The organism is Enterobacter sp. BIDMC109 (genome assembly GCF_001037885.1).
Taxonomy (GTDB): domain Bacteria; phylum Pseudomonadota; class Gammaproteobacteria; order Enterobacterales; family Enterobacteriaceae; genus Enterobacter; species Enterobacter hormaechei_C.
The window spans coordinates 479725-500614 of the sequence record NZ_KQ090002.1; the positions used below are offsets into that span (position 1 = coordinate 479725).

Annotated in this window: 16 protein-coding genes; 7 read left to right on the forward strand and 9 right to left on the reverse strand. The window is 58.9% G+C overall.

Features of this window, described 5'->3' with window-relative positions; genetic code table 11:
* Positions 1–23: 23 nt before the first annotated feature.
* Positions 24–800: a transcriptional regulator ExuR gene (exuR, locus tag SK62_RS02340; RefSeq protein ID WP_003862635.1), complete on the reverse strand. Its 777-nt coding sequence runs from the start codon at positions 798–800 to the stop codon at positions 24–26.
* 188 nt (positions 801–988) lie between these two features.
* On the reverse strand, positions 989–2287 hold the full coding sequence (locus SK62_RS02345) for an MFS transporter (RefSeq protein WP_015571942.1): 1299 nt from the start codon (positions 2285–2287) through the stop codon (positions 989–991).
* A 475-nt stretch (positions 2288–2762) separates the two neighbouring features.
* Here SK62_RS02345 and uxaC point away from each other — a divergent pair, with 475 nt between their 5' ends.
* Together uxaC and SK62_RS02355 are read left to right on the forward strand one after the other, a co-directional pair.
* Positions 2763–4175, forward strand: a complete 1413-nt coding sequence (gene uxaC / locus SK62_RS02350) for a glucuronate isomerase (RefSeq protein ID WP_017382427.1) — start codon at positions 2763–2765, stop codon at positions 4173–4175.
* A 17-nt stretch (positions 4176–4192) separates the two neighbouring features.
* On the forward strand, positions 4193–5680 hold the full coding sequence (locus SK62_RS02355; RefSeq protein ID WP_047719109.1) for a UxaA family hydrolase: 1488 nt from the start codon (positions 4193–4195) through the stop codon (positions 5678–5680).
* Between the two features lie 86 nt (positions 5681–5766).
* On the opposite strand, the gene sstT is transcribed toward SK62_RS02355, so the two are convergent.
* The 4 genes from sstT to SK62_RS02375 all read right to left on the reverse strand — a co-directional run bounded on the left by sstT (position 5767) and on the right by SK62_RS02375 (position 10054).
* Positions 5767–7008, reverse strand: a complete 1242-nt coding sequence (gene sstT, locus SK62_RS02360) for a serine/threonine transporter SstT (protein ID WP_017382425.1) — start codon at positions 7006–7008, stop codon at positions 5767–5769.
* 256 nt (positions 7009–7264) lie between these two features.
* Complete coding sequence (locus SK62_RS02365; RefSeq protein ID WP_017382424.1) at positions 7265–8230, reverse strand: TerC family protein; 966 nt, start codon at positions 8228–8230, stop codon at positions 7265–7267.
* A gap of 251 nt (positions 8231–8481) precedes the next feature.
* Positions 8482–9480 carry a Gfo/Idh/MocA family protein gene (locus tag SK62_RS02370; RefSeq protein WP_003862623.1) on the reverse strand — a complete coding sequence of 333 codons (999 nt, stop codon included), beginning with the start codon at positions 9478–9480 and terminating at the stop codon, positions 8482–8484.
* Positions 9481–9550: 70 nt separating this feature from the next.
* Positions 9551–10054 (reverse strand): YgjP-like metallopeptidase domain-containing protein, encoded by a 504-nt coding sequence (locus SK62_RS02375; RefSeq protein WP_003862622.1) that lies wholly within the window; start codon positions 10052–10054, stop codon positions 9551–9553.
* 83 nt (positions 10055–10137) lie between these two features.
* On the opposite strand from SK62_RS02375, the gene rlmG reads away from it, so the two are divergent.
* Positions 10138–11274 (forward strand): 23S rRNA (guanine(1835)-N(2))-methyltransferase RlmG, encoded by a 1137-nt coding sequence (rlmG, locus tag SK62_RS02380; RefSeq protein WP_047719106.1) that lies wholly within the window; start codon positions 10138–10140, stop codon positions 11272–11274.
* A 103-nt stretch (positions 11275–11377) separates the two neighbouring features.
* Here rlmG and SK62_RS02385 read toward each other — a convergent pair whose 3' ends face one another.
* From SK62_RS02385 to lsrR, 3 genes are all read right to left on the reverse strand, one after another.
* Positions 11378–13399: an NADPH-dependent 2,4-dienoyl-CoA reductase gene (locus tag SK62_RS02385; protein WP_047719105.1), complete on the reverse strand. Its 2022-nt coding sequence runs from the start codon at positions 13397–13399 to the stop codon at positions 11378–11380.
* A gap of 184 nt (positions 13400–13583) precedes the next feature.
* Entirely contained in the window at positions 13584–15164 is a 1581-nt protein-coding gene (lsrK, locus tag SK62_RS02390) for an autoinducer-2 kinase (RefSeq protein WP_045348120.1), read from the reverse strand.
* 32 nt (positions 15165–15196) lie between these two features.
* Positions 15197–16168: a transcriptional regulator LsrR gene (lsrR, locus tag SK62_RS02395; protein WP_015571933.1), complete on the reverse strand. Its 972-nt coding sequence runs from the start codon at positions 16166–16168 to the stop codon at positions 15197–15199.
* A 215-nt stretch (positions 16169–16383) separates the two neighbouring features.
* Here lsrR and lsrA point away from each other — a divergent pair, with 215 nt between their 5' ends.
* Genes lsrA through lsrB form a run of 4 tightly spaced genes read left to right on the forward strand, consistent with a single transcriptional unit; the run spans position 16384 to position 20880 of the window.
* A complete protein-coding gene (lsrA, locus tag SK62_RS02400) occupies positions 16384–17871 on the forward strand; it encodes an autoinducer 2 ABC transporter ATP-binding protein LsrA (RefSeq protein WP_032655185.1) in 1488 nt (495 codons plus the stop codon).
* Complete coding sequence (gene lsrC / locus SK62_RS02405; RefSeq protein WP_032655182.1) at positions 17868–18899, forward strand: autoinducer 2 ABC transporter permease LsrC; 1032 nt, start codon at positions 17868–17870, stop codon at positions 18897–18899. The genes lsrA and lsrC overlap by 4 nt, the downstream gene beginning before the upstream one ends.
* A complete protein-coding gene (lsrD, locus tag SK62_RS02410) occupies positions 18900–19877 on the forward strand; it encodes an autoinducer 2 ABC transporter permease LsrD (RefSeq protein WP_032655179.1) in 978 nt (325 codons plus the stop codon).
* Between the two features lies 1 nt (position 19878).
* Complete coding sequence (gene lsrB, locus SK62_RS02415; protein WP_015571929.1) at positions 19879–20880, forward strand: autoinducer 2 ABC transporter substrate-binding protein LsrB; 1002 nt, start codon at positions 19879–19881, stop codon at positions 20878–20880.
* Positions 20881–20890 lie beyond the last annotated feature (10 nt).

Below are 20890 nucleotides of genomic sequence, written 5' to 3' on the forward strand. Positions count from 1 at the left end.
GCGCCTGCCAGCCGTTCGGGGGATTATTTTGCGAGATTGGTCGCGGTATCGAGGTGAACGACCGGATTATCGGCAAAAAGATAGCGGTCAGCGTTAAATTCAAAGTCATCACTTGTTTCATTAAACAGCATCTGTTTGGTGTTCTCCAGGTGCTGCCACATTGCCAGTTTCGCCGCATGCGGATCTTTACGAATCAGAGCCTTAAGAATCTGGTCGTGGTCGTCACACCAGTTGTCTACCGTGCGGGAATCAATGTGATCGTGTAATTTCTTCCAGTACGGGTTGTGAACGCGCTGAGTCCACATTTTTTCAACGATTGCCGCCAGCGCCGTATTCTGAGTCGCAAGGGCGACCTGGACGTGGAATTGCAGGTCCCATTCGGAATCGCGGAAACATTTTTCTTTACGCGCATGATCCTGGATTTCCATCAGCTTCATGATGTCCTGCTTGGTCACCTGAGTCGCAGCAAATTCCGCAATGTTGCTTTCAATCAGCTGGCGAGCCTGGAGAAGCTCAAACGGACCGTAGCTGGCAAACTCCAGACTTTCGTCCGGGGTGGGGGAGTGTTTCGCCTGGCTGGAAATCACATGAATGCCGGAACCTTTGCGTACCTCAACATACCCTTCCACTTCCAGCATGATGATGGCTTCGCGGACCACCGTACGGCTGACGCTTTTTTCATCCGCAATGAAACGCTCAGCGGGAAGTTTATCACCGACAAGATAGACCCCTTGCTCGATGCGATCTTTCAGCTCGGCGGCAAGTTGTTGATATAAACGACGTGATTCGGTGATTTCCATATGCGCTCCAGGCAGGGTACGGCGAATGATTTGTTATACCACTTTTGCGTGCCACTCTCCAGATTTCGCCATGAAAAAAGCCGCCCGTAGGCGGCTTTTGAGAAGATTTTGCCGGGTGCGCTTCGCTTGCGCGGGCCTATGGGTTTTGTAGGCCGGGTAAGGCGTAGCCGCCACCCGGCACAACAACGCTAACTCTGCGTCGCCGGTCCCCCAAGGGACTCTTTCGCCAGTTCATCGGCGGATTTGCTCTTCAGCACCGTCCAGATAACCACCGCACCCATCAGGTCGAAGATAGCCAGTACCGCGAACAGCGGGCTGAAACCAATCGTATCTGCCAGCGCGCCGACCACCAGCGCAAACAGGGTACTTGCGGTCCAGGCGGCCATACCGGTCAGGCCGTTGGCGGTAGCGACTTCGTTACGACCAAACACGTCGGACGAGAGCGTAATCAGCGCACCGGACAGAGACTGGTGAGCAAAGCCCCCGATACACAGCAGGGCGATAGCCACGTAAGGGCTGGTGAACAGGCCGATCATGCCCGGGCCGATCATCAGCAGGGCGCCCATGGTGACCACCATCTTACGGGACACAATCAGGTTCACGCCAAACCAGCGCTGGAACAGCGGTGGCAGGTAGCCGCCGACGATACAGCCCAGGTCTGCAAACAGCATTGGCATCCAGGCGAACATCGCGATCTCTTTCAGGTTAAAGCCGTAAACTTTAAACATGAACAGCGGGATCCAGGCGTTAAACGTACCCCAGGCCGGTTCTGCCAGGAAGCGTGGCAGGGCGATACCCCAGAACTGACGGGTGCCCAGGATCTGCCAGACGGACATCTTTTTGCCGTTGTCGGTCTGATGCTGAGATTCCTGACCATTGATAATGTAGTCACGTTCTTCGTCAGACAGCTTTTTCTGATCGCGTGGGTGTTTATAGAAGATCAGCCACGCCATGGCCCAGGCAAAGCTCAGCACACCGGAGATGATGAACGCCATCTGCCAGCTGTGCATCACAATCGCCCACACCACCAGTGGCGGAGCAATCATCGCCCCGATGGAGGAGCCCACGTTGAAGTAACCGACAGCGATTGAACGCTCTTTTGCCGGGAACCATTCAGAGCTGGCTTTCAGACCCGCGGGGATCATCGCTGCTTCGGCAGCACCTACCGCACCACGCGCCAGCGCCAGTCCGCCCCAGCTGCCGGCCAGCGCGGTCGCCCCACAGAAGACGGCCCAGGCTACAGCGAAGAAGGCATAACCAATTTTTGTACCCAGAATATCAAGAACATAACCTGCAACAGGCTGCATTACGGTGTAAGCGGCAGAGTAAGCCGCAATGATGTAAGAGTATTGCTGCGTGGAGATATGTAACTCTTCCATCAACGTTGGCGCCGCTGCTGCCACGGTGTTACGTGTCAGGTAGCCCAGCACGGTGCCGAGCGTCACCAGTGCGATCATGTACCAACGTAACCCTTTAATTTTACGCATGTAAAACCTCATCGTTATGTTATTTCCGTGTCGGGACACGGCAACAACTCAACCGTTGTCGGGAGCTGTTCTGTAACGGGAGGGGCGTAACCGGGAACCTGTCCCGGAACGGCCCGAACCTTGCCATAAGTAATCGTGCTAAGTCGGCTTCCGTACCGTTAAATCCGATGTATCAAACACCGGTAATGCATTCCGTCGGCTTATAGTTTGCGACGGCGAAAAGATAACTTGTCATACAACTTTAAAAGGTGAGTGACATCACAAAAGTGTGAATCTTTGTAGGGACATTATGCGGCGCGCGTAAAGCCAGAACTGGCGCGGCCTGCGAGAGGGTTTACCCCTTTGAGGGTAATTTATTTGTCGACGTTTATTGATCTAACTCACGAAAAAAACGTCGGACTCTGGAAATTGGTGTGATAACTTTGCAGCATCTGAACATAAGCTTTCTGACGCTCCCGTAATGAGGAAGACGATAATGACACCGTTTATGACCGACGATTTTCTGCTAGATACCGAATTTGCTCGCCGCCTGTACCACGACTACGCAAAAGACCAGCCAATTTTCGACTACCACTGCCATTTACCGCCGCAGCAGGTTGCCGAAAATTACCGTTTCAAAAACCTGTATGATATCTGGCTGAAGGGTGACCACTATAAGTGGCGCGCAATGCGCACCAACGGCGTGGCCGAGCGCCTGTGTACCGGCGACGCGACCGATCGCGAGAAGTTTGACGCCTGGGCCGCTACCGTTCCTCACACCATCGGTAACCCGTTATACCACTGGACGCACCTCGAACTGCGTCGTCCGTTTGGTATCACCGGCAAGCTGCTCTCTCCCGCCACGGCGGATGAAATCTGGGATCAGTGCAACGAACTGCTGGCGCAGGATAGCTTCTCGGCGCGCGGCATCATGCAGCAGATGAACGTGAAGATGGTGGGCACCACCGACGATCCGGTCGACTCTCTGGAGCATCACGCTGTTGTCGCCAAGGACAGCACGTTTGACATCAAAGTGCTGCCAAGCTGGCGCCCGGATAAAGCCTTCAACATCGAGCTGCCGACCTTTAACGACTACATGGCGAAGCTGGCGGAAGTTTCGGATACCGATATCCGTCGTTTTGGCGATCTGCAAACCGCGCTGACCAAACGTCTGGATCACTTTGCCGCACACGGCTGTAAAGTGTCTGACCACGCGCTGGACGTAGTGCTGTTCGCGGAATCCAGTGAAGCTGAGCTGGACAGTATTCTGGCGCGTCGTCTCTCCGGCGAAGCCCTGAGCGAGCACGAAGTGGCGCAGTTTAAAACCGCGGTGCTGGTGTTCCTCGGTGCGGAATATGCCCGTCGCGGCTGGGTTCAGCAGTATCACATCGGCGCGCTGCGTAATAACAACCAGCGTCAGTTCAAACTGCTGGGCGCGGACGTAGGCTTTGACTCCATCAACGACCGTCCGATGGCGGAAGAGCTGTCAAAACTGCTGAGCAAACAGAACGAGCAAAACCTGCTGCCAAAAACCATTCTGTACTGCCTGAACCCGCGCGATAACGAAGTGCTGGGCACTATGATCGGCAACTTCCAGGGCGAAGGGATGCCGGGCAAGATGCAGTTCGGTTCCGGCTGGTGGTTTAACGATCAGAAAGACGGCATGGAGCGTCAGATGACGCAGCTGGCGCAGCTCGGCCTGCTGAGCCGCTTCGTTGGCATGCTGACCGACAGCCGCAGTTTCCTCTCCTATACCCGCCATGAATATTTCCGCCGCATTCTGTGCCAGATGATTGGCCGCTGGGTGCACGCGGGCGAAGCGCCAGCGGATATCCAGCTGCTGGGCGAAATGGTGAGAAACATCTGCTTTAACAATGCGCGTGACTACTTCGCCATTGAACTGAACTAAGGCCGTTTGAGGTTGATATGCAATACATCAAAATCCATTCGCTGGATAACGTTGCCGTCGCGCTGGCCGATTTAGCCGAAGGGACGGAAGTGACCTTCGACAACCAGTCGGTGACGTTACGCCAGGCCATTGGACGTGGACATAAGTTTGCCCTGATCCCCATCGCGAAAGGGGAGAACGTGGTGAAGTACGGTTTGCCCATCGGTCATGCGCTGGCGGATATTGCGCCGGGTGAATACATTCATTCCCACAATACCCGCACCAATCTCAGCGATCTGGACGAGTACAGCTATCAACCTGACTTCCAGGCAGAAGAAGGACAGGCGGCCGATCGTGAGGTGCAGATCTACCGCCGCGCCAGCGGGGAGGTGGGGATCCGCAATGAACTGTGGATCCTCCCGACCGTCGGCTGCGTGAACGGGATCGCGCGTCAAATTCAGACGCGTTTCCTGAAAGAGACCAACAATGCTGAAAGCACCGACGGCGTGCATCTGTTCAGCCATACCTACGGTTGTTCCCAGCTGGGCGACGACCACATCAATACCCGCACCATGCTGCAAAATATGGTGCGCCACCCGAACGCGGGGGCGGTGCTGGTGATTGGCCTCGGCTGTGAAAACAATCAGGTCGACGCCTTCCGCGACACGCTGGGCGAGTTCGATCCTGAGCGCGTGCACTTTATGGTGTGTCAGCACCAGGACGACGAAGTGGAAGCGGGCGTTGAACAGCTGCACCAGCTGTATGAGGTGATGCGTCACGACAAGCGCGAGCCGGGCAAGCTGAGTGAACTGAAGTTTGGCCTGGAGTGCGGCGGATCTGACGGGCTTTCCGGCATTACCGCTAACCCGATGCTGGGCCGCTTCTCAGATTACGTGATTGCCAACGGCGGCACCACGGTGCTGACCGAAGTGCCGGAGATGTTCGGCGCAGAGCGCATTCTGATGAGCCACTGCCGCGACGAAGAGACCTTTGAGAAGACCGTCACCATGGTCAACGATTTCAAACAGTACTTCATCGCCCATAACCAGCCGATTTATGAGAACCCGTCGCCGGGTAACAAGGCGGGTGGGATCACCACGCTGGAAGAGAAATCCCTGGGCTGCACCCAGAAAGCGGGCGCCAGCCAGGTAGTGGACGTGCTGCGTTACGGTGAACGGCTGAAAACGCACGGTCTGAACCTGCTGAGCGCACCGGGCAACGATGCGGTCGCCACCAGTGCGCTGGCGGGAGCGGGCTGTCACATGGTGCTGTTCAGTACCGGGCGCGGCACGCCGTACGGCGGATTTGTGCCAACGGTGAAAATCGCCACTAACAGCGAGCTGGCGGCGAAGAAAAAACACTGGATCGACTTTGATGCCGGCCAGCTGATTCACGGCAAAGCGATGCCGCAGCTGCTGAGCGAATTCGTGGACACGATTGTGGAATTTGCCAGCGGCAGGCAGACCTGCAACGAGAAGAACGACTTCCGCGAGCTGGCGATCTTTAAGAGTGGTGTGACGCTATAAGTGCTTTGTCGGGTGGCGCTAGCGCTTACCCGACCTACTAAACCCTGTAGGCCCGGTAAGGCGTAGCCGCCACCGGGCTTTTCTTTTTAACTGCGCAGGGCGTTCTTCGCTAAACGCGCGTCTTCCGCCTGACAGGCCGCTGCGGTAAACAGCACGTCGGTAGAGGAATTCAGCGCGGTTTCGCAGGAATCCTGCAATACGCCGATAATGAAGCCGACCGCGACAACCTGCATGGCAATCTCGTTCGGAATACCGAACATGTTACAGGCCAGCGGGATCAGCAGCAGCGAGCCGCCCGCCACGCCGGATGCGCCACAGGCACACAGTGATGCAACGACGCTCAGCAGCAGCGCGGTTGGCAGATCCACCGGAATGCCCAGCGTATGCACCGCCGCCAGCGTCAGCACGGTGATGGTGATCGCCGCACCTGCCATGTTCACGGTTGCACCCAGAGGAATCGACACCGAATAGGTATCGCGATCCAGATTCAGCTTCTCCGCCAGCGCCATGTTGACCGGAATGTTTGCCGCCGAGCTGCGGGTGAAGAAGGCATACACGCCGCTTTCACGCAGGCAGGTCAGCACCAGCGGATACGGGTTGCGGCGGATCTGCCAGAACACCAGCAGCGGGTTGATCACCAGCGCCACCAGCAGCATACAGCCGACCAGGACGACCAGCAGCTGCGCGTAGCCCCACAGTGCATCGAAACCGGTGGTTGCCAGCGTGGAGGAGACCAGACCAAAGATCCCGACTGGCGCAAAGCGAATCACCAGCTTCACCATAAAGGTGACAGCGTTGGACATATCGTTCACCAGGTTTTTCGTGGTCTCGTTACCATGACGCAGCGCGAAGCCCAGACCGATCGCCCAGACCAGGATGCCGATGTAGTTCGCGTTCATCAGCGCGGTGACGGGGTTAGAGACCATGCTCATCAGCAGACCGCGAAGCACTTCCACAATCCCGGACGGCGGGGTGATATCACCGGCCGCGCTGGTCAGGTGCAGCGTGGACGGGAACAGGAAGCTAAACACCACGGCCGTTAAGGCAGCAGAGAAGGTTCCCAGCAGATACAGGAACAGAATAGGGCGAATGTTGGTTTTTTGTCCGTGCTGGTGGTTGGCAATCGACGCCATCACCAGCATCAGCACCAGTACCGGGGCGACGGCCTTAAGTGCGCCAACGAAAAGGGTGCCGAGCAGCCCCGTCGCTTCCGCGGCAGGTTTTGACACCATCGCCAGCAGAATACCCAGTACCAACCCGACCAGAATTTGTTTTACAAGACTGCCCTGCGCCAGGCGCGCGAACAGACCGCGTGATTGTGTGCTCATACGTTATTCCTGAGTGAAATTGCGTTCCATCCTGGATGTGCTCTAAGTCACATTTGTGTCCGGATGTAAGTATTTGTTTGCCTGGTTGAGTATCAGGGAAAGCAGCGAAAGGCGGAAGCGTAAAATGCTGGATTTTACGTGTTGCGTCATGTTTTTTAACTATTGGTTAACGAAAGTGCCGGGTGGCGCTGCGCTTACCCGGCCTACGGGGTGACGTTGTAGGCCCGGTAAGCGTAGCGCCACCGGGCAAAACGCACTAAGCCTGCTGCTTCTTATCGTGCTGGCGGTTAACCCAGGTATTGATAATCAGCGTCACCAGCAGAATGCCAAACACCACGCCGAGCGAAATGGCGATCGGAATATGGTAGAAATCGACGATCAGCATCTTGATACCGATAAACACCAGAATCACCGACAGACCGTACTTCAGCATTGAGAAGCGCTCTGCCGCACCCGCCAGCAGGAAATACATCGCACGCAGGCCGAGGATGGCGAACAGGTTTGAGGTCAGCACGATGAACGGGTCGGTAGTGACCGCGAAGATAGCGGGGATACTGTCCACCGCGAAAATCACGTCGCTCAGTTCGACCAGAATCAGCACCAGCAGCAGCGGGGTGGCGAACAGCAGGCCGTTCTTACGCACGAAGAAATGCTCGCTCTCGATCTTGTCCGTCATGCGCAGATGACCCCGGATCCACTTCACCAGCGGCTTATCACCGATACCGGTATCGTCTTCTTTCGCCAGCGCCATTTTTACCCCGGTGAACAGCAGGAACGCGCCAAACACATACAGCAGCCATTCGAACTGGGTAATCAGCCAGCTACCGGCGAAGATCATGATGGTACGCAGGACAATAGCGCCCAGCACGCCGTACACCAGCACGCGACGTTGCAGAGCCGCAGGCACGGCGAAGTAGCTGAACAGCATCAGCCAGACGAAGACGTTATCAACCGCCAGCGCTTTTTCAATCAGATAGCCGGTGAGGAAGGCGAGTGCCTGAGGATCGGCCACCGCGCGGCCTTCGGTTGAGGCCAGATACCACCAGAAGGCGGCGCAGAAGAGGAGTGAGAGGGTAACCCATACCAGCGACCAGACGGCGGCTTGCTTGACGCTCATGCCGTGCTCGCCGCGACGACCCTGCAAAAAGAGGTCGATTGCCAGCATGATGAGCACGACAACCGCGAATCCGCCCCACAGCATTGGAGTGCCGACAGAATGCATACTATTTTCCTTACACATAAAAAACAAAAACGGCCATGGTCAGAAGACGATAGCCGTTAGCTTTTTATGCATAGACCTCGCCTTCCGGCAAGGTCTCACTTACAACCACGAAGGTTGCCCGGCGACCGGATGCGGTTTTGCACGCATCGTAATGACGATCCACCGGCGAAGAAGTTACTCCCCTTTGCAGGTAACAAATTATGTCAGACCATCGGTTTCGTCAATGGTCTGCACGATTTCATTACACAGTTTTACGCGACGGCTTCCACATTCACGCCGTCTGCGGGGAAGATCACGCCAGTCTGTCGGCGGATCTCCGTTTGCAGCTTCGCCGTGGTGCGGCTGATCGCCAGCCCCGGGTGGTTCACTTCGTTGTCTTCTACCAGACGGGCGAAGACCTCTGCCTCATAGAGCATAGTGTTAATATGCTGAGGCTGCGTCAGCTCCTGCGCTTTGCCGCCGCGGGGAACGATGCTTAGCTTCTGACATTCGGAGATTTTTTCGATCACCAGCGAGCCGTCTTCGCCCTGAATTTCGCTTGGCAGTACGGAGTCACTGACCTTCGAGTGCTGCAACGTCACGCTAAAATCACCGTAGTCCAGCACCACAACGCCGTGTGCATCCACGCCGCTTTCCAGCAGGCTGGCGGTGGCGGTTACGCCGTGCGGTTCACCCCACAGGGCGACCGCAGAGGCCAGGCAGTAAAAACCGATATCCATAATCGAGCCATTCGAGAAGGCCGGGTTAAAGGTGTTCGGGTTTTCGCCGTCCAGGTAGCGCTGGTAGCGCGAGGAATACTGGCAGTAGTTGATAAAGGCTTTACGCACTTTGCCAATTTTCGGCAGCGATTGCTGCAACAGCAGGAAGTTCGGCAGACTGGCGGTTTTGAACGCTTCAAACAGTACCACCTGGTTTTCGCGGGCAAGCGCAATGGCGGCTTCCACTTCCTCAATATTCGAGGCGAGCGGCTTCTCGCAGATCACATGCTTTTTGTGGCTGAGGAACAGCTTCGTTTGCGGGAAGTGCAGAGAATTCGGGCTGGCGATATAGACCGCGTCAATGGCGTCGCTTTGCGCCATCTCATCGAGCGAGGTGAACAGATGTTCAACCAGGTAGTCATTCGCAAAACTCTGCGCCTGCTCAAGGCTGCGGGAATAGACTGCGGTGAGCTTATATTTGCCGGTTTCGTGGGCGGCGTCGACGAACTGGCGCGTGATCCAGTTCGTACCGATGACTGCGAAACGTATCATAAACGTTTACGTACTCCGTAGCAGGGAACCTAAAGCCACTGTAGCACGTCATCATGACATTTCGCGTGCGCTACTGCGCATTACTCTTTAACGATAAATGCGTCAGCCACAAACGGGTATCAAACTCCAGCTGGTGGTACTGCGGCTCCATATGGCAGCACAGTGAGTAGAACGCTTTGTCGTGCTCTTTCTCTTTCAGGTGCGCCAGCTCGTGCACCACGATCATCCGCAGAAAGGCTTCCGGCGCATTGCGAAAGACGGTCGCGACGCGGATCTCCGCTTTGGCCTTCAGCTTGCCGCCCTGTACGCGGGAGATGGCGGTATGCAGGCCGAGCGCGTTTTTCAGCACGTGGATCTTATTGTCGTACATCACCTTGTTGATCGGCGGAGCGCTCTTAAGATACTGGTTTTTCAGATCCTGCGTATACTGCCAGAGGGCTTTGTCAGTCGCGAAATCATGCGTGCCCGGGTAGCGTTTCTCCAGCACCGCACCGAGCTTTCCCGCGGCAATCAGGTCACGAACCTGGGAAAGTAAATGCTCCGGATAGCCCTGGAGATAAGTCAGCTGGTTCATCAAAACCCCAAAATAGTGTGAAAACGGGTATACTCACGCACCCTTTTCAGGGATACGCCAAATTTTACCATTCAGGAGGGCCGATGAGCCACTTAGACAACGGTTTCCGTTCACTCAACCTTAAACGTTTCCCGGAAACGGACGACGTTAACCCGCTTCAGGCGTGGGAAGCGGCGGATGAATATCTGCTGCAACAGTTGGATGGGACTGAAATCAGCGGCCCGGTTCTGATCCTGAATGACGCGTTTGGCGCGCTGGCCTGCGCGCTGGCGGAACATGCGCCTTACAGTATCGGCGATTCTTACTTAAGCGAGCTGGCGACGCGTGAAAACCTGCGTCACAACGATATCGAAGAATCCAGCGTGAAGTTCCTCGACAGCACCGCGGACTACCCGCAGGCGCCGGGCGTGGTGCTGATTAAAGTGCCCAAAACCATGGCGCTGCTGGAGCAGCAGCTTCGCGCGCTGCGTAAGGTCGTGATGCCGGATACGCGTATTATCGCGGGTGCCAAAGCGCGCGATATTCACACCTCGACGCTGGAATTGTTCGAGAAAGTGCTCGGCCCGACCACCACGACGCTTGCCTGGAAAAAAGCGCGCCTGATCAACTGTACCTTCAGCGCACCGGCGCTGGCCGACGCGCCGGAGACGCTGAGCTGGAAGCTGGAAGGCACCGACTGGACCATCCACAACCACGCGAACGTTTTCTCCCGCACCGGTCTGGATATCGGCGCACGCTTCTTTATGGAACACCTGCCGGAAAACCTGGAAGGGGAAATCGTTGATCTCGGCTGCGGTAACGGCGTGATTGGCCTGACGCTGCTGGCGAAGAACCCGGAGGCCAGCGTGGTGTTCAGCGACGAATCGCCAATGGCGGTGGCGTCCAGCCGTCTGAACGTGGAAACCAACCTGCCGGAGGCACTGGATCGCTGCGAGTTTATGATCAATAACGCGCTGTCGGGCGTAGAGCCTTTCCGCTTCAACGCGGTATTCTGTAACCCGCCGTTCCACCAGAAGCACGCCCTGACGGATAACGTCGCGTGGGAGATGTTCCACCACGCGCGCCGCTGCCTGAAAATCAACGGCGAGCTGTATATCGTGGCCAACCGCCACCTGGACTACTTCCACAAGCTGAAGAAGATTTTCGGCAACTGCGTCACCATTGCCACCAATAACAAATTCGTGGTGCTGAAATCGGTGAAGCTGGGGCGTCGTCGGTAAGATTGGGTATGTGCGGCCTGATGCCCGGTGGCGCTTCGCTTACCGGGCCTACAATGGCCTCGAACCCGTAGGCCGGGCAAGCGAAGCGCCGCCCGGCAATGCCCTAGATCGCCAGAGCTAACTTCGTCCCCTGCGCAATTGCCCGCCGCGCATCCAGCTCCATCGCCACATCGCACCCGCCGATCAAATGCACCGTTTTCCCCGCCTCACGCAGCGGATCCGCCAGATCCCGCTTCGGCTCCTGCCCGGCGCACAAAATCACATGATCCACGCGCAGCAGTTGCGGTTCGCCGCCGATCAGCACGTGCAGCCCGTCGTCGTCGATCTTCTGGTAGCTCACCCCCGGGATCATCTTTACCCCGCGCGAGAGCAGGGTGGCGCGGTGGATCCAGCCCGTGGTTTTTCCCAGACCTTCACCCGGCTTGCTGGCTTTACGCTGGAGCATCACAATCTGACGCGGGCTTTTCGGCAGCTGCGGACCTTCCGGGCGTAAACCACCGGACTGACTGAGGCTGGTATCAATGCCCCATTCCACGCAGAACTCAGCGATGTTCTGGCTGGTGGCTTCGCCCGGCTGGCTTAAATACATCGCGGTATCAAAACCGATCCCGCCGCAGCCGATGATCGCCACCTTCTCGCCAACCGGCGCTTTGTCCCTTAATACATCCAGATAGCTCAATACCTTCGGATGATCGATGCCTTCGATCGCAGGCGTGCGCGGGGCGATCCCACTCGCGAGGATCACCTCGTCGAAACCGATCAGATCCGCCGCGCTGACAAACTGTTTAAGCCGCAGATCGACGCCCGTCACCTCGATCATCCGGCGGTAATAGCGCAGCGTTTCGTAGAACTCCTCTTTGCCGGGGATCTGTCTGGCGATAGTAAACTGCCCGCCGATTTCCGCCAGCGCATCAAACAGCGTCACGCTGTGCCCGCGCGAGGCGGCATTGACTGCAAACGCCAGGCCCGCCGGCCCTGCACCCACCACGGCCAGACGCTTCTTGTTGACCGCAGGAACGATCGGCATTTTGGTTTCATGGCAGGCGCGGGGGTTAACGAGGCAGGAGGTGACCTTGCCGACGAAGATCTGATCCAGACACGCCTGGTTGCAGCCGATGCAGGTATTAATCTCGTCCGCACGGCCGCTTTGCGCTTTGGAGAGCAGTTCGGCATCCGCGAGGAACGGGCGCGACATCGATACCATATCGGCATCGCCGCGTGAGATCACATCCTCCGCCACCTGCGGATCGTTAATGCGGTTGGTGGTGACCAGTGGAACGGAGACTATGCCTTTCAGCTTGCGCGTTACCCAGCTGAACGCCGCGCGCGGCACCGGCGTAGCGATGGTCGGGATGCGCGCTTCGTGCCAGCCAATCCCGGTGTTGATGATGGTGGCGCCAGCGGCTTCAATCGCCTGCGCCAGCTGCACGGTTTCGTCGAACGTGCCGCCGCCCTCCACCAGGTCGAGCATCGACAGGCGGAAGATGATAATAAAATCCGCACCCGCACGTTCACGCACCGCGCGCACCACCTCCACGGCAAAACGCATCCGGCGGGCATAGTCGCCACCCCATTCGTCGTCGCGCTGGTTGGTGCGTGCGGCGAGGAATTCGTTGATCAGATAGCCTTCCGAGCCCATCACCTCAACGCCGTCGTAGCCCGCTTCCCGCGCCAGCGCCGCGCAGCGGGCAAAATCGTCTATCAGCGCCAGGATCTCGTCGTGGCTGAGGGCATGGGGAGTAAAGCGGTTAATCGGCGCCTGAATAGCCGAGGGTGCAACCAGGTTCGGCTGATAGCTGTAGCGTCCGGTATGCAGAATTTGCAGGGCGATTTTGCCGCCCTCGCTATGGACCGCGTCGGTCACAATGCGGTGATGCGGCAGCTGTGACGCATCGTTCAACACTGCGCCGCCCTCCATCGTCACCCCGGAAGGGGCAGGGGCTACGCCGCCGGTGACAATCAGCGCCACCCCGTGGCGCGCGCGCTCGGCATAGAAGGCTGCCAGACGTTCAGCCCCGTCCGGACGCTCCTCCAGCCCGGTGTGCATCGAGCCCATCAGCACGCGGTTTTTGAGGGCGGTGAACCCCAGATCGAGAGGGGCGAATAACGACGGGTAGCGGCTCATAGTTTCTTCCAGTGTAAAATTATTGTTATGTGGTCGGATGAGTTACTAATTTAGCCAGCGGCAGCGGAAAGGTAAAAGCGGGATCGAATGATTGTGATAGATCTCAAAGAACTTCCCCGGTGGCGCTGCGCTTACCGGGGCTACAAACCGTAGGCCGGATAAGCGCAGCGCCATCCGGCGTATTTTACGGCGCCGCTGCCCGCACCAGCCCCGGTGCCTGCCACATCGACGTCGTCAGCCCGCTGTCCACCAGCCCAAGCTGGTCGGCATACACCGCCTGCCATTTCTGCATCATGCCGTCGTACAGCTCGCGGTGCTGCGGGTTCGGCGTGAACTCGCGGCTCCACTTCACCAGCCGCTCGCCCGTCGAGGCCATATCCGCAAACAACCCCGCGCCAGCACCTGCCGCAATCGCGCAACCCAGCGCCGTTGCTTCCTTCACTTCCGGCACGCGCACCGGCAGCCCGGTAACGTCGCTTAAAATCTGGCTCCACAGGGCGCCTTTGGCCCCGCCACCCGCAAACACCAGGCTCTCAAACGTCACGCCGGAGAAGCGGGAAATCTGCGCCAGGTTGCAGGCCGAGACGATGGCCGCGTTCTCTTCCAGCGCGCGGAACAGCGTCGCTTTGTTGCACTTTTCCGGGTCGATGGAGAGGTTAATAAACGACGGCGCTGCGTGATACCACTGCTTAAAATGCATCGCGTCGGAGAAGATCGGCATCACGCCGTGGGAGCCCGCCGGGACGCGGCTCGCCATCTCTTCGAGCAGGGAGTAGGTGTCCATTCCCATTCGTTCGGCAATCAGCTTCTCTTCGGCGCAGAAGGCGTCGCGGAACCAGCGCATGGTTAGCCCGGTAAAGAAGCTGATCGACTCCGCCTGCGCCATGCCGGGGATGACGTGCGGGTTTACGCGGATGTTCATCTCAGGGTCGGTGCGCACCTGCGGCAGATTCACCACCTGCTGCCAGAAGGTGCCGCCGAGAACCGCCGTTTGTCCGGCGCGGACCACGCCCAGCCCCAGACAGCCCAGCTGCACGTCGCCGCCGCCCATCACCACCGGTGTGCCTTCGCGCAGGCCGCTCTGCTGCGCGGCCTCTTTGGTGACAGCGCCCAGCACGGTGCCGGTCTCTTTCACCGGGGAGAGGATATCGGCGCGCAGCCCGGCCATGTCGAGCAGCGCCGGACGCCAGTCGCGGGAGAAGAGATCCAGCATGCCGGTGGTGCCCGCATTGGACGGATCGACCGCCAGCTCACCGGAGAGCTTCGCCGCCAGCCAGTCGCTGATCATGGTGATGGTGGCGGCTTTACGATAAATATCCGGACGATGGTGCGCCAGCCACAGCAGGCGCGGCATGGCGCTGAGGGCAAGCGTCTGGCCGGAAACATCATACACTTCGGATTCAAACCGGTAGTCGTGGATCTCTTTGAGTTCAGCCACCTCGCGGCTGGCGCGGGCGTCGACGTTGGCGCAGGCCCAGATAGCCTCGCCGTTGCGGTCGTACAGCACAATCCCTTCGCGCATCGAGCAGCAGGCGACGGACTGAATATCCGCCGCGCTCAGGCGTGCGTGCTCCAGCGCCTGATGAATACACCGGCAGGCCAGCCGCCAGTTGGTGTCGAGGTCGAACTCCATCGAGCCCGGCACGTTCTCCACGCTCAGGTGCTTCCACTCGGCCTGGCCAACGGCAATCTGGTTGCCCTGTAAATCAAAAATCACGGCGCGAACGCTGCCTGTCCCTGCATCTAACGCTAAAAGGTAACTCATGAGCTTGCCTCGTGTCAGGCGCAGGGCTGCTCTTATCCGGCCAGAGCCAGCACCGCGCGGGCTGTCGTCTCTTCCGTCACCAGGCCATTAATACGGCGACCTTTCAGTGCGGCATAAATCGCATCGGCTTTCTCTTCCCCTCCGGCCACGCCTACGATGGTGGGCAGCTGCGCCAGTTCATCGAGCGTGACGCCCAGTAATTCTTTGTGGATCTCCAGCTCCTCAACGCATTCCCCTTCGGCATTAAGGAAATAGCCAAGGATATCGCCCACCGCGCCTTTACGGGCGTACATCAGCTGTTCACCTTCGCTGATATAGCCGGAGCGCAGTATCGTCGCGTCACGGCGCTGGTTTACCGAGCCAATCCCGACCACCGCCACGTCAGCCGCGGTGGCGGCGAGGATCACGTCCCGCACGCTGGTTTCGCGCTTTAAGATCCCGGCGACTTCAGCGGATGACACGCGAAGCGGGGCGGGGATCATGCTGACGCTACAGGCTGCATCCAGCTGGCCGATACCGGTCATATACGGCCCGACGCCGCCGGAGAGCGTCACCAGGCGGATCTGCTGCGAGCTGATAAAACCGCTTAAGTGTTGCAGACTGCTCATGGTGGTTTCACCGAAGCCCACCGCTAACAGCTGGCCGGGTTGCAGTACGCCCATCAGCGACTGTGCCGCGCCAATGCCCAGCCGCACGTTCATCGGCGGCGTATTCAGGGCGGGCATCACGCGCACCAGCTTCAGGCCAAATCGTTGTTGCAGCTCGGTTTCCAGCGCCAGGCAGCCCTCGTAGCGGGAGTTGATCTGCACGCGGATCACCCCGGACTGACGGCCTTTCTCCAGCAGGCGGGAGATCTTCAGACGCGGCAGCCCGAGCCGTTCGCCGATGTCGTTCTGGGTCAGCCCGTCGTGGTAGTAGCACCAGGCCACGCGCGCCACCAGCTCCTCTTCCGCCAGTGCCAGCCCGGCAAACCGTCCTTCTTCCGCAGTGCGTTTATCGCTCATAATTGAACTCTTATAAAAATTTAGATCATATGTTCGTGATGGTGCGACGTGAAAATGTGAGCCACGCGACAAAACGGATCTTTTCGATCGTTTCCGCTTTATCTGAATCTCAATCGATAAAACTGTGATCCCTGCACGGTTGTAAATATAGTTCACCGTCTACGCTTTTGAACATTATTAAATCTAAAAATCATTTGTTCAATAGCGGAGCGATGATGACACCACTTCTCGACGCGCGTGATATCAGCAAGCAGTTTTCAGGCGTACCGGTCTTAAAAGGCATTGATTTCACGCTGCTTGCGGGGCAGGTGCATGCGCTGATGGGCGGTAACGGCGCGGGAAAATCGACGCTGATGAAGATCATCGCCGGGGTAGAAACCCCGGATAGCGGTGAACTTTCGGTGGCGGGTGAGTCTTTTGCACGGCTTACCCCGGCGCAGGCGCACAGGTTAGGCATTTATCTGGTGCCGCAGGAGCCGCTGCTATTTCCCAACCTGACGGTGCGGGAAAACATCCTGTTTCGTCTGCCGCGAGAGCGCGATCGGGAAAAACGCCTGGCGGAAAAACTCCGGCAGCTGCAATGCCAGCTTAACCTCGACGCTACCGCCAGCACCCTCGAGGTGGCGGACCAGCAGATGGTGGAGATCCTGCGCGGGCTGATGCGCAACGCCAGAATTCTGATCCTTGATGAACCCACGGCCTCGCTGACGCCCGGTGAAACCGAACGGCTGTTTCGCCAGATCCGCGCCTTGCAGGATCTTGGCGTCGGGATTGTTTTTATCTCGCATAAGCTGCCGGAGATTCGACAGCTGGCGAGTCACGTCTCAGTGATGCGCGACGGCGCGGTGGTGCTCAGCGGCGAAACTGCGCATTTTGACGATAACGCCCTGATCGCCGCCATGACGCCTGTAAGCCGGGAAGCATCCCTGAGCGATACGCAAAAGCTGTGGCTGGCGCTGCCGGGCAACCGCCGCACCCAGGCGCAGGATTTTCCCGTGCTGCGCGTGGAAGCGCTCACCGGGGAGGGCTTTATCGATCTCAGCCTTGAGATTTACGCCGGGGAGATTGTCGGTCTGGCCGGGCTGGTGGGGTCCGGGCGCACCGAGTTTGCCGAAACGCTCTACGGCCTGCGTCCGGTTCGCGGCGGGCGGGTGTGGCTGGAGAGCCAGGAGATCACCGCCGATCCGGTCAGTTCACGCCTGCAAAAAGGGCTGGTCTATCTGCCGGAAGACAGGCAGGTGTCCGGCCTGTTTCTCGACGCGCCGATCCGCTGGAACACCGTGGCGCTGAACGAGCCGTCGCTCTGGCAGCAGCGAAAGCGGGAGTCTGCGGTAGTGGAACGCTATCACCGGGCGCTGGGGATCAAGCTCAACCATGCGGATCAAACCGTGCGCACGCTCTCCGGTGGTAATCAGCAGAAGGTGCTGCTGGCGCGCTGTCTTGAGGCCAATCCGCTGCTGCTGATCGTCGATGAACCGACGCGCGGCGTGGACGTATCGGCGCGCGCTGATATTTATCAGCTGCTGAAAAGCGTGGCGGCGCAGAACGTGGCGGTGCTGATGATCTCAAGCGATCTCGATGAGTTTCCCGGCCTCGCGGATCGGGTGCTGGTAATGCACCAGGGCGTACTCAGCGGCGAGCTGCCGCGCCAGGCCGTCAGCCTCGACCGGATGATGGCGCTGGCGTTTGGAGGGCAATCATGAAGATCTTACTGAAAAACCGCGAGCTGAGCGCATTTCTCGCCATTCTGGCGCTCTTTGCCGTGCTGGTGGCGCTGAACCCGTCCTACCTGAGCTTACAGACGCTGGGGATGATATTCGCCAGCTCGCAGATCTTGATCCTGCTGGCTATCGGCGCGGCGCTGGTGATGCTGACCCGCAATATTGACGTCTCCGTCGGCTCCACCGTCGGGCTTTCCGCTATTGCCGTCGGCGTGGCGCTGAACGGCGGCTACAGCCTGCCCGTTTCCATTCTCTTCGCGCTGTCGCTCGGCGCGCTGGCGGGGGCGTTCAACGGTTTTCTGGTGGTGGGCCTGCGCATTCCGGCGATTGTCGCCACCCTCGGCACGCTGGGGCTGTATCGTGGGGCGATGCTGCTGTGGACCGGCGGGAAGTGGATAGAAGGGCTGCCGCCGGGGCTGAAATCTCTCTCTGAGCCCGCCGCCGTCGGCATTTCGCCGCTCGGCATACTGGTGTTGATTATCGCGGCCATCGGCGCGTGGACGCTGTCGCGCACCGCCTTTGGACGTGATTTTTACGCCGTGGGGGATAACCTCGCCGCCGCGCGCCAGCTGGGCGTGGCGGTGAACCGCACCCGCATGATCGCCTTTACCCTCAACGGCATGCTGGCGGCCTGCGCCGGGATTGTGTTTGCCTCACAGATTGGCTTCGTGCCGAACCAGACCGGCAGCGGGCTGGAGATGAAGGCCATCGCCGCCTGCGTGCTCGGTGGCATCTCGCTGCTGGGCGGCACCGGCACGCTGGTCGGCGCCTTACTCGGCGCGTTCTTCCTCACCCAAATCGATACCGTGCTGGTGCTGTTCAGGCTCCCGGCGTGGTGGAACGACTTTATCGCCGGGCTGGTGCTGCTGGGTGTGCTGGTGCTCGACGGGCGGCTGCGTCAGGCGCTCTCACGGCATCAGCGGGCGCTGAAATACAGCCGTTTCCAGCCGGGTAACAAAGGGGGAAAGCACGTTACCCCGTTTCCGAAACGCAAAAAAGAGGTGGCGTAAATGAGGCTTAACTGGGAAAGCGCGCTGCTGATTTTACTGGTGCTGGAGATCCTGCTCTTCGGCGCCATCAACCCGCGCATGCTTGATATCAACATGCTGCTGTTCAGCACCAGCGACTTTATCTGCATTGGCATCGTGGCGCTGCCGCTTACGCTTGTGATTATCAGCGGCGGGATCGATATTTCCCTCGGCTCAACCATCGGCCTGTGCGCCATCGCGCTGGGGGTGATGATGCAGGCAGGGTGGCCGATGGCGGTTGCCATCCCTCTGACGCTGCTGCTCGGCCTGCTGTGCGGGCTGGTGAATGCGGCGCTGATCCACTACACCGGCATCAGCCCGTTGGTCATTACCCTCGGCACGCTCTACCTCTACGGCGGCGGGGCGCTGCTGCTCTCCGGCATGGCGGGGGCGACGGGCTACGAGGGGATCGGCGGCTTCCCGGATGGCTTCACGGCGTTCGCTAACCTCACGGTGGTGGGCCTGCCGATCCCGCTGGTGCTGTTCGCGGTGATTACCGCTTTCTTCTGGCTGATTACCCACCGCGGGCGCTTTGGTCGGCATCTGTTTTTGATTGGGCAGAACCCGCGCGCGGCGCGCTATGCGGCGCTGTCGGTGAACGGCATGCCGTATGCGCTGTACGGCCTGGTGGGGGTAGCCTCGGCGGTTGCCGCCCTGGTGATGGTTTCCTATTTCGGTTCCGCGCGCTCGGATCTGGGGCGCGATTTACTCATGCCCGCGCTCACCGCCGCCGTACTCGGCGGGGCCAATATCTACGGCGGGTCAGGTTCGGTTGTCGGTACGGCGCTGGCGGCGTTGCTGGTGGGGTACCTGCAACAGGGTTTACAGATGGTCGGCATCCCCAACCAGGTGTCGAGCGCGCTGTCAGGGGCGCTGCTGGTTGTGGTGGTGATGGGACGTTCGCTGAGTCTGCACCGCGAATGGGTGCGTTCTCTCTTCAGAAAACTATCCGGAGCGTAAGATGAAAACAAAACTATTCGTCCTGGCAATGGCCCTCAGCTTCGCTTCGGCGCAGGCGGCGGACCGCATTGCCTTTATCCCGAAACTGGTAGGCGTGGGATTCTTCACCAGCGGCGGCAACGGCGCGAAAGAGGCGGGGAAAGATCTTGGCGTGGACGTCACCTACGACGGCCCGACCGAGCCGAGCGTCTCCGGCCAGGTGCAGCTCATCAATAACTTCGTCAACCAGGGTTATAACGCCATCATCGTCTCTGCCGTGTCGCCGGACGGTCTCTGCCCGGCGCTGAAGCGCGCGATGCAGCGTGGCGTGAAGGTCCTGACCTGGGACTCCGACACCAAACCGGAATGCCGCAGCATCTATATCAACCAGGGCACGCCGGAACAGCTCGGCGGCCTGCTGGTGGAGATGGCAGGCAAGCAGGTCACCAAACCGAACGCGAAAGTGGCGTTCTTCTACTCCAGCCCGACCGTTACCGACCAGAACCAGTGGGTGAAAGAGGCGAAGGCAAAAATCGAGAAAGATCATCCCCAATGGCAGATCGTCACCACCCAGTTTGGTTATAACGACGCCACCAAATCCCTGCAAACCGCCGAAGGGATCTTAAAAGCCTATCCGGATCTGGATGCGATCATCGCCCCGGACGCCAACGCCCTGCCAGCCGCGGCACAGGCGGCGGAAAACCTGAAACGGGAAGGGGTGGCGATTGTCGGCTTCAGCACGCCGAACGTGATGCGCCCGTACGTTGAGCGCGGCACGGTGAAAGCCTTCGGCCTGTGGGATGTGGTGCAACAGGGCAAAATTGCGGTCAATGTCGCCGATCGTTTACTGAAAAAAGGCGATCTTAACCCTGGCGACAGCGTCGACGTGAAAGATATCGGGACGCTGAAGGTCGAGCCGAACAGCGTGCAGGGCTACCAGTATGAGGCGAAGGGCAACGGCATCGTGCTGCTGCCGGAGCGGGTGGTGTTCACCAAAGAGAACATCAACAAATACGATTTCTGACGGGGGAGCA

Coding starts and splice junctions, on each gene's coding strand:
- SK62_RS02355 (WP_047719109.1), top strand. CDS start 4,193: ATGCAATACATCAAAATCCATTCGCTGGATAACGTTGCCGTCGCGCTG.
- lsrR (WP_015571933.1), bottom strand. CDS start 16,168: ATGAGCGATAAACGCACTGCGGAAGAAGGACGGTTTGCCGGGCTGGCA.
- SK62_RS02375 (WP_003862622.1), bottom strand. CDS start 10,054: ATGAACCAGCTGACTTATCTCCAGGGCTATCCGGAGCATTTACTTTCC.
- exuR (WP_003862635.1), bottom strand. CDS start 800: ATGGAAATCACCGAATCACGTCGTTTATATCAACAACTTGCCGCCGAG.
- SK62_RS02365 (WP_017382424.1), bottom strand. CDS start 8,230: ATGCATTCTGTCGGCACTCCAATGCTGTGGGGCGGATTCGCGGTTGTC.
- SK62_RS02370 (WP_003862623.1), bottom strand. CDS start 9,480: ATGATACGTTTCGCAGTCATCGGTACGAACTGGATCACGCGCCAGTTC.
- SK62_RS02345 (WP_015571942.1), bottom strand. CDS start 2,287: ATGCGTAAAATTAAAGGGTTACGTTGGTACATGATCGCACTGGTGACG.
- lsrB (WP_015571929.1), top strand. CDS start 19,879: ATGAAAACAAAACTATTCGTCCTGGCAATGGCCCTCAGCTTCGCTTCG.
- lsrA (WP_032655185.1), top strand. CDS start 16,384: ATGACACCACTTCTCGACGCGCGTGATATCAGCAAGCAGTTTTCAGGC.
- SK62_RS02385 (WP_047719105.1), bottom strand. CDS start 13,399: ATGAGCCGCTACCCGTCGTTATTCGCCCCTCTCGATCTGGGGTTCACC.
- sstT (WP_017382425.1), bottom strand. CDS start 7,008: ATGAGCACACAATCACGCGGTCTGTTCGCGCGCCTGGCGCAGGGCAGT.
- lsrD (WP_032655179.1), top strand. CDS start 18,900: ATGAGGCTTAACTGGGAAAGCGCGCTGCTGATTTTACTGGTGCTGGAG.
- rlmG (WP_047719106.1), top strand. CDS start 10,138: ATGAGCCACTTAGACAACGGTTTCCGTTCACTCAACCTTAAACGTTTC.
- lsrC (WP_032655182.1), top strand. CDS start 17,868: ATGAAGATCTTACTGAAAAACCGCGAGCTGAGCGCATTTCTCGCCATT.
- uxaC (WP_017382427.1), top strand. CDS start 2,763: ATGACACCGTTTATGACCGACGATTTTCTGCTAGATACCGAATTTGCT.
- lsrK (WP_045348120.1), bottom strand. CDS start 15,164: ATGAGTTACCTTTTAGCGTTAGATGCAGGGACAGGCAGCGTTCGCGCC.